At 47.8% G+C, this 16,880-nt stretch carries 9 protein-coding genes; 4 read left to right on the forward strand and 5 right to left on the reverse strand.

Translation table 11 applies throughout. From position 1 onward, the window contains the following. Nucleotides 1-110: 110 nt before the first annotated feature. Nucleotides 111-914 carry a bactofilin family protein gene (locus Q4Q46_RS03035; RefSeq protein ID WP_311905185.1) on the reverse strand — a complete coding sequence of 268 codons (804 nt, stop codon included), beginning with the start codon at nucleotides 912-914 and terminating at the stop codon, nucleotides 111-113. Nucleotides 915-1,196: 282 nt separating this feature from the next. Between Q4Q46_RS03035 and zapE the strand changes: the two genes are divergently transcribed. Together zapE and Q4Q46_RS03045 are read left to right on the forward strand one after the other, a co-directional pair. Beyond that, nucleotides 1,197-2,516, forward strand: coding sequence for a cell division protein ZapE (gene zapE, locus Q4Q46_RS03040; RefSeq protein WP_311905186.1), 1,320 nt, complete (start codon nucleotides 1,197-1,199; stop codon nucleotides 2,514-2,516). A 693-nt stretch (nucleotides 2,517-3,209) separates the two neighbouring features. Next, the gene (locus Q4Q46_RS03045) at nucleotides 3,210-4,835 is read left to right on the forward strand and encodes a methyl-accepting chemotaxis protein (RefSeq protein ID WP_311905187.1); all 1,626 of its coding nucleotides are present in this window, start codon (nucleotides 3,210-3,212) and stop codon (nucleotides 4,833-4,835) included. 148 nt (nucleotides 4,836-4,983) lie between these two features. Here the strand turns inward: Q4Q46_RS03045 and Q4Q46_RS03050 are convergent, their stop codons facing one another. Next, nucleotides 4,984-5,982, reverse strand: coding sequence for a LysR family transcriptional regulator (locus tag Q4Q46_RS03050; RefSeq protein WP_311905188.1), 999 nt, complete (start codon nucleotides 5,980-5,982; stop codon nucleotides 4,984-4,986). A 138-nt stretch (nucleotides 5,983-6,120) separates the two neighbouring features. Here Q4Q46_RS03050 and Q4Q46_RS03055 point away from each other — a divergent pair, with 138 nt between their 5' ends. Then, complete coding sequence (locus Q4Q46_RS03055; protein ID WP_012586902.1) at nucleotides 6,121-7,080, forward strand: sodium-dependent bicarbonate transport family permease; 960 nt, start codon at nucleotides 6,121-6,123, stop codon at nucleotides 7,078-7,080. A gap of 95 nt (nucleotides 7,081-7,175) precedes the next feature. Here the strand turns inward: Q4Q46_RS03055 and Q4Q46_RS03060 are convergent, their stop codons facing one another. From Q4Q46_RS03060 to prfB, 3 genes are all read right to left on the reverse strand, one after another. Next, a complete protein-coding gene (locus Q4Q46_RS03060; RefSeq protein ID WP_311905189.1) occupies nucleotides 7,176-8,648 on the reverse strand; it encodes a carbon starvation CstA family protein in 1,473 nt (490 codons plus the stop codon). A 695-nt stretch (nucleotides 8,649-9,343) separates the two neighbouring features. Then, nucleotides 9,344-10,846, reverse strand: a complete 1,503-nt coding sequence (gene lysS / locus Q4Q46_RS03065) for a lysine--tRNA ligase (RefSeq protein ID WP_259582186.1) — start codon at nucleotides 10,844-10,846, stop codon at nucleotides 9,344-9,346. Between the two features lie 28 nt (nucleotides 10,847-10,874). Then, a protein-coding gene (gene prfB / locus Q4Q46_RS03070; protein WP_006080387.1) for a peptide chain release factor 2 occupies nucleotides 10,875-11,973 on the reverse strand; the annotation gives its coding sequence in 2 pieces (ribosomal slippage) (nucleotides 10,875-11,897 and nucleotides 11,899-11,973; 1,098 coding nt in all). 540 nt (nucleotides 11,974-12,513) lie between these two features. On the opposite strand from prfB, the gene fdhF reads away from it, so the two are divergent. Next, the gene (gene fdhF / locus Q4Q46_RS03075; protein WP_311905190.1) at nucleotides 12,514-16,791 is read left to right on the forward strand and encodes a formate dehydrogenase subunit alpha; all 4,278 of its coding nucleotides are present in this window, start codon (nucleotides 12,514-12,516) and stop codon (nucleotides 16,789-16,791) included. Nucleotides 16,792-16,880: the final 89 nt, after the last annotated feature.

Consider the following 16,880-nt stretch of genomic DNA (forward strand, 5'->3'; position numbering starts at 1 on the left):
AACAAAAAACACTAAATGCTCGACCCAACGATGCGAGTACCTATTTATTCGAGCTAATTGATTCAAGCTAATAAATTCAAGCTTATTGATTCGAGCTTATCGCTTAGCAATCAGAGCTTATTGCCTGCATTCTCGCTGGCGGGCGCGGTGCCATTATCACCCTGCGCCATCTGTGCATGGCCTTGTTCCATTTGCTGTAAATCTTCCATCGCCGAATCCTGCGATAAAGCCAGCGGATCGGGATCTGCGGATACCGCCGCTGTATTGTCGGCATGCGCGGTATCTGGCGCAGTCATTTGTTCTGTGAGTAATGGATTGAAACCCTTTTCAACATCCAGCTCCTGAGTCACGGGAGACACTTCAGTATTGAGTGGGCTATCACTCACATTCGGTAACCACTCACGCAATTGCTCGGGTCCAAAACTAAAACCCAAGGCGATGACGACCGTTGCCGCAGCAACATACAACCAAGGACGAATCGCCCGATTATCGCCTCTTAATGAACCGCTCTCACTGGCATATAGGTGCGCATCCGAACGTTGAGCCGCTGGCGCAAGCGCTTTTAGCATGTCAGGCAAGGCATCAAGCTCAGGACCTTTAATGCGCTGGCCAATAAACTGGCCGCCTTCGTAAATCTCCATCTGATGGCTAGCAACTTCACCGTCAACCACACCAGAACTGGTAATAATCAACTTATTACAACAGACTCGACCACTAAATATGCCGCACACCCGCAACTCATCACAGCTGACTTCACCGGAGATCTCGCCGCCAAGTTCGATCTTAATTTGTCCCGCTGAACCAATCTTGCCCTGCAATTTACCCGCAATTAATGCCGTGCTCTCTAACTGGATGTCACCCTCAATCGAGGTTTGTGCACTGATAAAAGTAATGCCATTGCCTTTGCTAGCCATAGGATTCATTCCATATCATTATTTTTGTGACAAAGATGTTAAGGTAAAAGTCCCCGAGAATAAAGCACTGGTTTCGTTTAGTATTTGACCTAAGCCTCAGAGCGGGATTTAAGTCACGCCAGCGACTATGTTACCCTGAGCATCTTGCAATATGGCTCCCGAGTACCTAAGTATGAGTAGCATGATGCCTCAAAAGGCGAGTACTGATATCGCACTTAATCAAAGCTAAAGCACACACTGACTGCAGCAAACACCTAAAACAACCGCCAACGAGACCCCGACATGGCTCATTCAAACTCCGCTAGCTCGCAATCGATAACGCCAATGATGACGCCACTGGAAGTGTATCGCGCCAAAGTGAGCGAAAATCTAGTTGACGATCCAGCGCAACAACAGGCGGTGTTGGCGCTCGATATGTTATTTAAACACTTGATGCCACAGCCCTATTCAGCACGCCTCTCCCATTCACAATCCATCAAAGGCTTGTATCTGTGGGGCGATGTCGGTCGCGGTAAAACCTTTCTGATGGATTTGTTTTTCGATTGTTTGCCAAGTGAAGGCAAGTTAAGACTGCATTTCCACCGCTTTATGGCACGGATACACAATGCACTGCGTGAGCATTCGGGTAAACGCGATCCGTTAACGCTTATAGCAAAAAATCTAGCGAAAGAATGTAGGGTGCTGTGTTTCGATGAGTTTTTTGTCTCAGACATTGGCGATGCCATGATACTCGCAGGGCTATTTGAGTGCCTATTCGAACAAGGTGTGGTGCTGATCGCGACCTCAAATATTCCTATTGAGCGCTTGTATGAGAACGGCTTAGCCAGACACAGATTTTTACCTTGTATCCAATTGCTGCAAACGCGCACGCAAATGCTGCATCTCGCTGGCAACCAAGACCACAGGATGCACGCCATCAATACTTTATTAAACAACGAGATTGGCATTGAAAGCGCTGAAATGAGTGCCTCGATTTCCCGCAATATCGGCATTACCGGAACACTCGATTTTGAGCAGATTTTTGACAAGCTAGTGAATGGGTTAACGCCAAATGCACTCAGTATGAGCGCTGTTGGCATTAGCGATACTGGTATTTGCGATTCTAACGTTAGTGATAGCAGAATGAGCAATGCTAGCCTCACCATCTGCAACCGTGAAATCCCAGTGATCCGCGCAGCTTTAGAGCCCACAGACAACGCTGTTGCTTGGTTCGACTTTTATGCCCTGTGTGACGGCCCGAGATCCCAACTCGATTACATCGAAATCGCCAGTCGATTTAAGATCTTAATGGTGAGCGGTGTTCCCAAACTGGGCGGCGAAGTGAAAGGCTGGATCCGTGCCCGCGGCACGGAGGACGGCACAGGTGAAAACCAAGCCGCTGCCACGGGCGAGCGCAAACTCTCCTACGCCGCCAACGATGACCCAGCGCGACGTTTTATCAGCTTAATTGATGAGTTGTACGATCAAAATGTCAGTCTCTATCTCAGCTGCGACGTGCCACTTAGCGAACTCTACCAAGGTGGTGCACTCAGTTTTGAATTTCGTCGCGCCTACAGCCGATTAATAGAAATGAGCCGGCATGAATTACCGCAAAACAATTGATTATTTATCGCTTCGCATAAATAAGAAAAGAGATAAGAAAAGAGACAAGAAATAAGCACCAATCGTTTACGTCTCATTTATCCATTTATTATCGAACAATCCTGATCACAAGAAATAAAAACGCTTAAAGGAACAGTCGATTACAAAGGTTTTATACAAAAAGAATACTAACGGTTTGAATACTCTCTTTAAATGCAGATATTAAACATAAAGCTAACGACCTAAATTGCTTTATTAGAGCCTGATTAAACCAGCAAAAATTCACTTTAACTATCTAAAATTAAAATAGTAATCACGTTCATACCTTTATTCAAACTGACCTGACTCTAATCGACAGTCGAAATAAAACCACAGACATCATCACACTCAATTGGGCAATACAGTTTGCTAACGCCAATATTTAAGGTACGGTACAACTTAGTTTAAGCCTTACTAATTTACAGCCAGTCGCTTTTAATCAGCTAAATTTACAATCCAAAACGAAAAAGTTAGAAAATATAATCTATAGTGTATTAAACCAAAAACTCACAGTTCCGACTCGGCGCGATAACAGTTAGTTTAACGTTAGCAAGCATGAGTTCAGCCATTTGGCTCAAGCTTCATGGCTCGACAGCAGTGATTAAAAAGTATTAGCTCAAAAGCAGTAAGAACGACCTTAGACGGAACTCATTTAAATACAGGGACGATTCGCTTATGTGGTTACGACAAATTAAGATTGGCTCACGACTCATTACTGCGTTTGGCTTACTCGGTCTAGTATTGTTACTTCAGGGACTGATGTCATTACAAACTATGTCATCCATGCGAGTCTCCTCAGAAGAAATTGAAAAAAATACCCTACCAACGCTCGTCACGCTGTCGAGCATCAATCTTAACGTGATGCGCGCTAGGGTATTTACATTTCGTCTATTACTCGCCGATTCGGCGGCTGAGCGTGACAAAGGGCTCGAAACCTTAAGGCAAATTCGCGAGAACATTAAAACGGATCAAAAGGCCTACGAGCCTTTAATTAGTTTGCCTGGTGAGCAAGCCCTCTATCAGGATTTTAGTCATAATTTAGAGCTGTATTTACAGAATCAAGATCAAATGATCAGTAAGCTGCAGGCCAATGACACGACTGAAGCTAAACGGATAATGGATGAAGTGATGACGTTACAAGCTGATAAAATAACTAAAACGCTTATCGGCATTGGCGACTTAAATACCGAATATGCAAGCAAACAAGGCGAACTCACCGCACAAGCCTACGAAGAAAGTAAGCTACTCAACAGCGTAGTGATAATAGCCTCCTTGATTGCCGCATTTATCGTGGCCACATTATTAACCCGTAGCATTGTGCAGCCAATGAAAGAAGCGGTAGACATTTCAGTGACAGTCGCAAGCGGTGATTTAACACAGAAAATTAGTGCCGATGGCGAAGATGAAACCAGTCAACTGATGCAAGCACTAGCAAAAATGCAGCAGAACCTGCGCGATACCCTATCCCACATCGCAAACTCCTCTAACCAGCTCGCCTCCGCCGCCGAAGAACTCAATTCAGTAACTGAAGATGCGTCCCGCGGCATACAGCAACAAAATGATGAAATACAACAGGCTGCAACCGCAATTACCGAGATGAGTTCGGCGGTGGATGAAGTTGCCAATACCGCAGCACTCGCTTCAGAGGCCTCAGAAGAAACTGCCCGCAATACCGAATTAGGCAAAAAACAGGTAGATCAAACCGTCGCAGCCATTATCGACATGAATCAGGATGTGACGCAAAGTTCACAAATTGTCCAAACCTTAGCCATGCAAGCTATCGATATTGGTAAAGTTTTAGATGTGATCCGCGCGATTGCAGAACAAACGAATTTACTGGCCCTCAACGCAGCTATTGAAGCGGCGCGAGCAGGCGATACTGGCCGTGGTTTTGCGGTCGTTGCCGATGAAGTGCGTGCGCTAGCCCACCGCACTCAGTCGTCGACCCGCGAGATTGAAGACATGATCAACAAGATCCAGCACGGCACTGAAACCGCTGTGCTATCGATGCAGCACAGTGGTCAAAAGGCAGAGCAAGCACTCGCTGTCGCAAGGCTCGCTGGGGATGCATTAAACACGATCAACACTCAAATCAGTACGATGAATAACAGCAATATGGTCATCGCAAGCGCCGCAGAAGAACAAGCGAAAGTCGCCCGTGAAGTCGATAAAAACATAGTGAACATTAGCGATCTCGCCAGCCAAAGCGCCGCGGGAGCGCAGCAGACTAGTGCATCGGCGCATGAACTATCCAGGTTAGCGGTTGAACTGAACAACCTACTGACGCGCTTTAAGGTGTAAAGTCGCCTCGTACAGTCGTCTGATTTAAGGCCAAATCTCGTTTTACAAGGGGACCTGAGGGTAACTGCACAAGGTGTGCAGTTACCCAGAATCTATGACCACATCTCTAACTTAATAAAATTATTCAGAATTAAAAACATGCACTCAGTTAAGACCGAGTTTGCGGCGCCTGATTAAAGTGCATAGCCAGTTCACTGATATCGGCAGCAACCCATTCTGGCTCGATACACTCGGCCAAATGCGCCGCCATAAAGTCCACCAGCTGCATGGCAGCATAGGGCAAGCGGCGATCTTTGCGGCCCACCAGATACCAGTTACTTTCGAGCGGAAAACCCGTTACCGGCAAAGTAGCCGGTTTTTCACGGCCCTCTTGCAGCGTATGCGCCGAAATCACCGACAAGCCTAAGCCAGACGCGACGCTTAGGCGTATCGCCTCATTGCTCTCGATTTGCATAGTGTCACCGAGCGTGATGCCTTGACCGCTGCACCAAGACTCGAACATCAAGCGGGTGGCTGAACCTGGCTCGCGCACGATAAAACGCTCATTTTTGAGATCGTTAAAACTTACTTGTTCACGGCCCACCGCCCAATGATCCTTTGGCGCAATCAACTGTAACGGGTTTTTAATGATCCGCGCAGATAGCACATTATCGCCACTAGGTGGATGACTAAACAGATATAAATCATCTTCTTGGCGCTCAAATCGACCTAACACATGGGCACGGTTACCTATATTTAAGGTCACTTTAACCTGCGGAAACTGCCGATAAAAAGCCCCTAAAATCCGGGGTAACACGTATTTGGCAGTAGTGACGATACCGATATTAATATGCCCGACGCTGCCACCTTTGGCCTGCTGCATAAAGGCATCGAAATCCTCAAAACGACTCAAGGTATCGCAGGCGGCGCGGTAAAGTTCATTGCCAATCAAGGTCGGTAGCATGCGGCCTTCACGACTCTCGAGTAACGGCTCACCCAATACATCGGCCAGCTTTTTAAGCTGTAATGACACTGTGGGTTGGGTTAAATGCAAGGCCCTCGCCGCTGCGGAAATATTGCCTAACCGCACCACTTGCACATACACCTGCAGCAAACGGAAACTCAAGTGCCGCAATTTAAGCTGAGTCGATGACGAACGCTTATCCATAGACAATTATCTATACCTAAGTGGTAAACAATTTATTTTTCAATATAACCAATTAGGTCCAAAATCACCAGCCATCAGGATCACCCGACAATTAAGCCTGTTTTACACGGCTTAAAAATCAAACTTAATGAGATACTTATGCCCGATATTGTCATTGCCTTTTTTGCCTTAGGCTTGTTAGCTGGCCTAGTGAAGTCAGATCTTAAAGTCCCCCCCGCGATCTACGAAACCCTATCTATACTGTTAATGCTCACTTTGGGCTTAAAGGGCGGAATGGCGCTCCACGGTCACACCCAAAACTTAGTGATCACTGAGCTGTTAGCGGTTGTTGCTTTAGGCTTCATTATCCCCTTGGCCCTATACCCAGTGTTAACTCGGCTGGTTCGAATTGGTCACACAGATGCTATTAGCATTGCCGCACATTACGGCTCAGTTAGCGCGGGAACCTTTGCGGTGGTGATGGCTATGGTGGAAAAATCTGGGTTGATATTAAGACCCGAAACCACCCTGTATCTTGTGCTGCTAGAACTGCCGGCGATCGTCGTGATGCTCTGGCTACACAGGTACTTAAGCGCCAAAAAAGCAATTGAAACATCACCCAAGAATGAAACTCAATCGAGCGTATTGCACGAAGCGTTAACTAGCCGCGGCGTTGTCTTACTTGTTGGTGGCGTAGTGATAGGTTGGCTTTACGGCCCAACTGGGCTTGCGCCGCTCACTCCTGTGTTACTCGGTGGGTTCAAAACTTTACTGGCATTATTTTTACTGGAAATGGGCTTAGTGACGGCTAAAGTGTGTTTGCCGCTACCACTGAAACAATGGCGCTTATTGGTGTTCGCCGCCGTTACGCCCTTTGTATTGGCTTGGTGCGGTATTGCCGTAGGATTATGGTTGGACTTACCTTCTGGCAGCATTTTAGTGCTAGCGGCATTAAGTGCCAGTGCATCTTATATCGCAGCGCCTGCGGCCATTCGAGCCGCAATACCCGAGGCCAATATCGGACTGGCTATGCTGGCCTCACTCGGCATTACGTTTCCGGTTAATGTGTTAATTGGCTTACCTTTATATCAACACTGGGTGATGCTCATTACAGCTTAATGGCGTAGCTTAGTACTTCTTCGCCGACAATCATAAAAAACAAGGGCTGCAAAATGCAGCCCTTGTGTCTAAATGGTCAAACTTGGTGTAACGGACTAGTTGACGTCTGCCACCGGTTTGCGTCGGTTGTGCGCAATAATCAGCACGACTAAACAGATAACCCCGACTGCGATACCCACAGGCTGGCTCAAAGGTTGTGGTAAACCCAGACCAATACCCGCTGTCATAATGTAAGAAACTGTGACGCTAGTACCACCAATCGCTGGCAAGCTCACAATCCAATGGAAAGTCCCGCGGTCGAACAAATACTTAGTCGCTAACCACAATACACTGGTTGATAGCAGCATATTTGAGAAGGCAAAATAGCGCCAAATCAAGGAAAAATCGATCTTCGTCATAAAGTACGCAATCGTTAGGATAGGTACAGCAACCAATAAACGATTACGCATGCTTTGTGGAATATGGAAGGCGTCGATAATCGTCAGTCGCAGCGAACGGAACGCAGTATCACCAGAGGTGATCGGGAAGATAGCCACGGCCACAATCGCCATAATGCCGCCCATCACACCGAGATACGTCGTCGCCACTTGGTTAACTACTAAACCTGGACCACCTTGGTCGAGTAAACTCTTAAGCTCAACATAACCACCAGGGAAAGCCGCGATACCCGCAGTAGCCCATACACAAGCAACAATACCTTCAGCAACCATAGCGCCATAATACACAGGACGCACATACTTCTCGTTGGTCAAACAACGGGCCATGATGGGCGCTTGCGTCGAGTGGAAACCACTGATCGCACCACAGGTAATAGTCACAAACAACAGTGGCCATACCGGCAATCCGTCTGGATTTGGCTCAAGTAACTCGTTGTTGTAATGGCTGTGATCGAAATAGGCAAACACATCACCCATTTCAGGTAACTGCGGCGCATTGAGCATCAGGGCAACTGCGATAGAAACCGTCATCACTATCATCAACAAACCAAATGCGGGATACAATTTAGTGATAATTTTATCGATCGGCAGCATAGTCGCCAAAAAGTAATAGGCTAAAATCACTAACACCCAGAAGGTGTTATTGCCAAAGATGGTGTCTTTGAAATAATCGAGATTACTCAGCAAACCTGCTGGGCTCATGATAAAGACCACGCCCACAAAAAACAGTAGCATGGCGGTAAACAGCAACATCACGCCTTTAAAGTAGATATTAAAGTAGTGGCCAGCGATCTCAGGCAAACTCTTACCGTCTTCTTTAATGCTGAGCACGCCAGAAAAATAATCGTGCACCGCACCGCCAATAATGTTCCCCAACACAATCCATACTAAGGCAATGGGACCGTACAAGGCACCGAGGATCGGACCAAATATCGGTCCCACACCTGCGACATTGAGGAATTGGATCAGAAACGCTTTAGCCGGATGAACCGGCACATAATCGACGCCATCTTCGAATTTCGCCTGTGGCGTCTTGGCTTTAGGATCTATACCCGCTTGACGTTCCACAAAGGGGCTATAGAACTTGTACGCAAGCACTAAGAGTGCGATACAAATAAAGAAAATTAACATTATTTAATTATCCATACTTTAGTAGGAGGTGATTTAATGGAGAGTTTCATTGAGTTAGCTACTGAGGTCAAGCAACACCCTATTAGACTAATGTCGGGTTGATTATCTGAAACAGCCACGGGAGTGGGTATAGCTGAATAAATGCGTTTAAAAATAGTTCATCGTACTGTTTATAACGTCAGTGATGTAGCCTGCTATTTTGGTATTCACTGATTGCCGCGTCTTAACCCCTTCACCCTAGGTCTTCCCGTAAATCTTCTCTACCAATAATGAAATGAACACAGCCAATATCGTGTGTAACTGGCGACTGGATGCCTGCAGCGTGGCGAGTTTTTCCTGACATCCCAATATGAAACCCCAAGTTAAAGCCACAATCGACACTCACAAACTAAACCCGCAATCTACACTACAATCGATAGCCACAACCTGAAACTCACATGCCACTTGATGATGTTCATCTAACCTATTTTTAGGTCACTAATAGCTCGACTCTAGCACGCATCATTTTTAGCTATTTTAGAAAACAAAAAACCAGCCAAATGGCTGGTTCTTTTAGGGGGCATTCATCACTGTGATGGTTTGGTTATACCTAAATCAATCACTGCAAACTTAACCTGTTACGACTTACTAAAAGTCGCGTGGCTAAGAGCTAATGCAACAAAATGTACAACGACGAAATGCCTTATTCGACAGCATTACGCCTGTGGGCGCATCGCTGGGAACAGGATCACGTCACGGATAGTATGAGTATTAGTGAACAACATCACTAATCGGTCGATACCAATACCTTGACCTGCCGTTGGTGGTAAACCGTGTTCCAGTGCAGTGATATAGTCTGCATCGTAGAACATAGCTTCATCGTCGCCAGCATCTTTCGCGTCAACCTGCGCTTTAAAGCGGTTGTCTTGATCTTCAGCATCGTTCAGCTCGCTAAAGCCGTTAGCCACTTCGCGGCCACCGATGAAGAATTCGAAACGGTCAGTGATGAAATGGTTGTCATCGTTACGACGTGCCAGTGGTGAAATGTCCGCAGGGTAGCCAGTGATGAACGTCGGTTGCATCAATTGCCATTCAGCAGTTTCACCGAAGATTTCTTCAAGCAGCTGACCACAAGTCCAGAATTTCTCAATCTTCATACCTAAGCTTTTCGCTAGATCGCGCATGAATTCAACATCTTTCACTTGCTCATAGGTCATAGCTTGGATAGTCGCGTTATCAGGATTGTACTTCTGAATCGCTTCTAACATGCTTAAACGTGCGTATGGGCCGCCGAAATCGACTGTGTGCTCGCCGTATGGCATTTGCGCACTGCCAAGCAGTTCGATAGCAATCGAGCTGAGCATTTCTTCAGTTAAGTCCATCAGATCTTTGTAGTCTGCATAAGCCATATAGAATTCCATCATAGTGAATTCTGGGTTATGACGTGGCGACAGACCTTCGTTACGGAAGTTACGGTTGATTTCGAACACACGCTCAAAACCACCTACCACTAAACGCTTCAGATATAATTCTGGCGCAATACGCAGGTACATTGGCATGTCTAAAGCGTTGTGATGAGTGATGAAAGGACGGGCCGAAGCACCACCAGGGATCACGTGCATCATAGGGGTTTCAACTTCCATGAACTCTTTTTTGATCATGAAGTTACGGATTGCAGAAACCACTTTAGAACGCATGATGAAGGCATTGCGCGAATCTTCGTTAACGATGAGATCCACGTAACGTTGACGGTAGCGCATTTCTTGATCGGCAAGACCATAATAGTCCGCAGGCAATGGGCGCAGTGCCTTGGTCAGTAGCTCGTACTGTTCCATGTTGACGTATAAGTCACCTTTGCCAGACAAATGCAACTGACCGGTTACACCGATAATGTCACCGATATCCAGACCTTGAAAACGCTCTTTCAAATCAGCTTGTACGCTTTTCTCAGCATAGGCTTGAATACGGCCAGACACGTCTTGGATCACTAAGAAAGGACCACGTTTTGCCATGATGCGGCCAGCAATGCTGGTCTTAAAACCTAAGGCTTCGAGTTCTTCTTTAGTGTTTTGACCATACTTTGCTTGCAGTTCAGCCGCTTTATGGGTGCGACGGAAGGTATTTGGATGCGCATTAGCACTACAGTTTGGGCGGATGCTTTCTAGCTTGGCACGGCGCTCGGCGATCAGTTTGTTCTCATCAATTACTTGTTCAGTCATCTTATTTCTCGTCTATACCTTGAATTAATTACAGCCCAGATTTCAAACTGGCTTCGATAAACTTATCCAGATCGCCATCGAGTACCGCTTGAGTGCTACGGTTTTCAACGCCTGTGCGTAAGTCTTTAATGCGGGCATCGTCTAATACATAAGAGCGAATTTGACTGCCCCAGCCGATATCAGACTTAGCGTCTTCAGCGGCCTGTTTGTCGGCATTTTGCTTGAGCATTTCTAACTCAAACAGTTTTGCTTTCAGCTGCTTCATCGCAGCATCTTTGTTCTTGTGCTGTGAACGGTCGTTCTGACACTGCACGACTGTGTTAGTCGGTAAGTGGGTAATACGAATCGCCGATTCTGTTTTGTTAACGTGCTGACCACCCGCGCCCGATGCGCGGTAAGTGTCGATACGCAGATCCGATGGGTTGATATCGATAGTGATATCGTCGTCGATTTCTGGGTAAACGAACACAGAGCAGAATGACGTATGACGACGACCCGATGAGTCGAATGGCGACTTACGCACTAAGCGGTGCACGCCAGTCTCGGTACGTAACCAACCGAACGCATATTCACCAGTGAACTTAATGGTCGCGCCTTTAATACCGGCCACGTCACCATCAGTCACTTCCATCAACTCTGGGCTAAAACCATGGGCTTCGCCCCAACGCAGGTACATACGCAGCACCATGTTGGCCCAATCTTGGGCTTCGGTTCCACCACTGCCAGACTGAATGTCTAAATAACAGTTTGACGCATCTTGCGGGCCGGAGAACATACGGCGGAATTCGAGATCGGCAAGTCGGCTTTCGAGATAATCCAGCTCTTTACTGGTTTCGTTGAACGTGTCTTCGTCTTCCTCTTCAATAGCCAACTCGAGTAAGCCTTCAACATCTTCAAGACCTGAGTCCATATCGTCTATGGTTTTGACCACAGCTTCTAGGCTGGCGCGCTCTTTGCCTAAGGCTTGGGCACGCTCTGGGTCATTCCACACTTCTGAACTTTCAAGCTCACGGGTAACTTCTTCTAGACGCTCATTTTTGGCATCGTAGTCAAAGATACCCCCTAAGAAGCTGCGTGCGCTCGGCAAGCTCCTTAATTTTGAATTTTACTGGATTAACTTCAAACATGAATTTTCAACTTTCTTTTATTTGGCCGCTTTAATTGATCTTCCACTAAAAGAGGCGATGATTAACAGTATTTGCAACCGCGCATTTTAACCTAACCAGGCTGGTAAACCTAGGGGGGCACTGTTCATTAAATGGGATAACAAGGATTAATTTCCGGCCTAAAAGACCACATTGCCACAGCCGAGACTAACAAAAAGCGCAGAGTTAAGACTGTGATCTTACTTAAATTTAGCCAAGCTAAGTGATTCAGTAGGCCAAACGCGACCCAAAGTACCACTTACCTGCCAAGAAAACATTCGTAATATCAATGAAATTACCACTAAAAAGCCCAAATACCGCCAACCTAATCACGGCTCAATTCGAACAAACATTCATCAGCGCACAGTCTGCACTAGGTTTGTGATTCAAGCTGCAATTCTGCTGCAAACTTCCCTCGCCCATAAGCGTCTTCTAAAGCTGTCTAGGTATACTCGAAGCAACCTAAGCCTGCAGCCCCGCGCTATAGCAGCTAAGCACCCTACATATAAAAAAGGCCATGGGATGATAGAACTTCGAATTGATGACCAAGTGTTGTCGGTTAACCCGACCGATAACCTACTGCAAGCGGCACATGCCGCGGGCATAGCCATACCCAGCTTATGTGATCCCAGCGCGGCCTCGCAGCAATTAGGCTCTCATGCACACTCTCATGCAGACGCAGATAAGCAAGCCTGCAATTTGTGTGTCATCCAAATTGAAAATGCCGACGCCAGTTTGCGCTGCGTACGCGCCTGTGAAACGTCCGTCACCGTCGGCATGCGAGTCATAACTCAGTCTGAATTCTTAAGCCAAACACGCAAACAAGCGCTGACTGAAATCTTGAGTGATCACTTCGCCGATTGCGAAGCCCCGTGCCAACAGGCATGCCCTGCGGGCGTCGATGTGCAGAGTTACCTGTATCACATCGCCCAAGGAAACCATACTGAAGCCGTTAAAGTCATTAAACAAACCTTGCCACTGCCGCTATCTATTGGCCGAGTTTGCCCTGCTTTTTGTGAGGCACAATGTCGCCGCGGACTGGTCGATGAGCCCATCGCTATTCGCCAACTCAAACGCCACGCCGCCGATCTCGATCTCGCCGATGGCGAAAAAGGCGGCACGAGTTATGTGCCGCCGCGCCAAGCCGACACGGGCAAAAAAGTCGCGATTATCGGGGCGGGCCCAGCAGGGTTAAGTGCCGGATATTACTTATCAAACCAAGGCCATAGCGTTGAGATATTCGAGGCCATGCCACTGGCGGGTGGTTGGCTGCGCTATGGCATTCCTGAATATCGTTTACCTAAGGCGATACTCGATAAAGAAATCGCACTCTTGTGCCATAACGGCTTAACCATACACACAGAAATGCGCCTCGGCCATGAGGTGCATTTAAATCAATTAGTTGAAGATTTCGATGCCGTCTGCCTTGCGATCGGCGCCCAAAAAGCCGTGCCTATGGATTATCCCGGCAGCACGCTCAAAGGTTGTTACTTAGGTGTCGATTACTTGAAAGATCATTGCCTCGACCAGACAATCGTACTGGGCAAAAAAGTCGCCGTCATTGGCGGCGGCAATACCGCTATCGATTGCGCCCGCACTGCGGTGCGTGAAGGTTGCGATGTCACCTTAATTTACCGCCGCACCCGCGCAGAAATGCCCGCCGAAGCTTACGAAGTACACGAGGCCGAAGTCGAAGGGGTGAAGTTTCATTTTTTAACCAATCCGCTTGAAAACCATAGCGATGCTCACGGCAGAGTCCATTCAGTCACCTTCGCGAAGATGGCACTCGGCGAAGCCGATGCCTCTGGCAGACGCGCTCCCGTTGATACCGGTGAAACCTTTACCCAAGATTTTGATACTGTAATAGCCGCAGTATCACAAACTCCCGACATGAGTTTTATGCAAGATCCCGCCAGTCCTTTAAGCCAAGGCACACTTGCCCTTAGCCGCTGGAATACCTTTATTGGCTGCGAGCACACTATGTCATCTGGGGTTGAAAAGCTCTTTGTGGTGGGGGATGCGCGCCGCGGTCCTGCCACCGCAGTTGCCGCCATAGGTGATGGCCATAAAGCCGCCATCGCCATAGATAAATTACTCAAACAAGGTCTAAGTTGCGAGCTGCATGCCAATGCATTTAATTCCGCTAAAGCCATCAGCAAAGCGGTAACACAAGGCTTGCCCGCAACCGATCTTTATCCCGCCGTACCGCGTAAAGCCCGTTTAACCATGCCCGAGCTGAGTGCGGTGCAGCGTTTACTGAACTACGGCGAAGTCGAGCTAGGCTTTGCTCCCGATGCCGCCATGCAAGAAGCCGCGCGCTGCCTTGAATGCGCCTGCCAAGCTAATACGGATTGTAAATTAAGGGGCTATGCGACCGACTACCATGTCGAACCTAAGTCACTCAACACTCAAAGCGCGCGTAAGTTTTCGGTCGATAAATCGAGTCCATTCATTCAATTTGATGCGAATCGCTGTATTAGCTGCGGTAATTGCGTTGATGTGTGCCAGTTGCAGAGTGGCCATTGTGCGATTCAATTTGCCCATGATTCCTATCAAGCACTGCCGCAAGACCTAAGCGAAACCATCGAACGCCGCGCACCGAGAGTCGGCTTTAGCGCCAGCATGGCCGACAGCAAATGTGTGCAATGCGGCAACTGTGTGCAGGTTTGCCCAACGGGCGCGCTCGTCGATGCGCGGGATAAACGCCAAGGCGATGAAACGCCACTCAAAACCGCCTCAACGATTTGTACCTATTGCGGCGTAGGCTGTCGGCTCGACCTTAAAATCGATACCAGCACGAATCAGATCCGACATATCGAAGGCAATAAAGAGTCTGTGGTAAATCAAGGCATGTTATGTGTGAAAGGCCGGTTTGGTTTCGATTTTATTCACAGTGAAAAACGCCTCACCACGCCACTCATTCGTAAAAATGGCCAGCTCACGCCAAGTAGTTGGCCTGAAGCCATCGCCTATGTGGCCGAACATTTACAGCAAATAAAACAGCAACATGGCAGTAATGCACTGGCAAGTTTGGCCTCGGCAAAAGCCACCAATGAAGAAAACTTCCTCCTGCAAAAATTTGTCAGAAGCATACTCGGCACCAATAACATCGACCACTGCGCCCGTCTGTGTCATTCATCTACGGTAACAGGCCTGCAGCAAAGTATTGGTAGTGGCGCTATGACCAATGACATTCCGAGCATTCAAGCATCGGATGTGATTTTTATCATAGGCTCAGACACCAGCAGTGCTCACCCGATCATCGCCTCGAAAATTAAGCAAGCCGTGGCTTTGCATGGCGCAAGATTAATGGTGGCCGACCCTAAACGTGTCACCATTGCCGACAGTGCACAGCTTTATGTCGCCCACAGACCCGGCACTGACGTCATGTTACTCAATGCGATTATGGCGGAAATCATCCGCAACGACTGGCAGGATAAAAGCTACATTACCGCACGCACCGAAGGCGTGGATGCCCTCTACGCTGAACTCGCAAAAGCAGATTACAGTCTAAAAAACGCGGCCTTGATCACTGGCGTTACAGCCGAAGATATCGCCTGTATCGCCCGCACCATAGGCACGGCTGAGAAAACCGCAATCTACTATGCCATGGGCATTACCCAGCACACGACGGGACACGACAATGTCACCGCCATATCTAATCTACAACTTCTATGCGGCAATATTGGGGTTGAAGGTGCGGGAATTAACCCGCTTCGTGGACAGAGTAATGTGCAAGGTGCCTGCGACATGGGCGCACTGCCTAACTTCTTCAGTGGCTACCAAAAAGTCACCGACATTCATGCCAGAATGCGTTTCGAGGCACACTGGCAAACGCCGTTATCGGCGGAGATTGGCGTAACCGCAACCCACATGATGCATGATATTTCCAAAGGAAAAATCAAAGCTTTGTATGTCATGGGCGAAAACCCCGTATTGAGCGATCCTGACCAAGCCCACGTACTTAGGGCGCTTAATGCAATCGACTTTTTAGTGGTGCAGGACATCTTCCTCACCGAAACCGCCGAGCTTGCCGATGTGGTTCTGCCCGCCGCCGCCTTTGTCGAAAAACGTGGTCATTTCACCAATACTGAACGACGAGTGCAGCGACTCGAACAAGCTCTGTTACCGCCAGGCGAAGCCCTGCCCGATTGGCAAATTGTCCAAGCCATTGCCAATGCGATGGGTGCCGCTTGGGATTACCCCAATGAAGAAGCGATTTGGCAGGAGATCAATGAGCTAACACCACAATATCGCGGCATTACTTGGCAACGATTAAGCACTGGAGTTGACGGTAAAATCCCCCAAGGTATTCAATGGCCATGTCCAGATGAACCCCATCCTGGTACTCCCATTATGCACCAAGGGCAATTCACCCGCGGCTTAGGTAAGTTCACGCCAGTGAGTTATCGCTTACCCGCAGAAATGCCCTGCAGTGAGTACCCGCTCACTCTCTCAACCGGACGTTTACTGGAACAGTTCCACACAGGCACCTTAACCCGTAAAACGGCCGGACTCGACTTACTCGGCTCGCCTAAGGTAATGATTTCAGTCTATGACGCCGAGCAACTCGGCATAGGCAATGGCGATAAAATCAAACTCACTACCCGTCGCGGTGAAATTGAAATCGACGCCTTTGTGACGAAAAGAGCTCAAGCTGGCGTACTATTCCTGCCCTTCCACTTTGTGGAAGCGGCGGCGAATAAACTCACCATCAATGCACTCGATCCTGTAGCTTTTATCCCAGAATATAAGGTCTGCTCTGTGAGGGCAGAACGGCTTGCCGAGAAGATGGATTAAGGTGACGTACATTGACTAGAGTGAATTGACTTACTTGAATTGTCTAAAGTGAATGAGCTTGGATGAATTCACTAAGCTGAATTAACGGT

The sequence above is a fragment of the Shewanella vaxholmensis genome (assembly GCF_031932135.1).
In the GTDB taxonomy this organism is placed as follows: domain Bacteria; phylum Pseudomonadota; class Gammaproteobacteria; order Enterobacterales; family Shewanellaceae; genus Shewanella; species Shewanella hafniensis.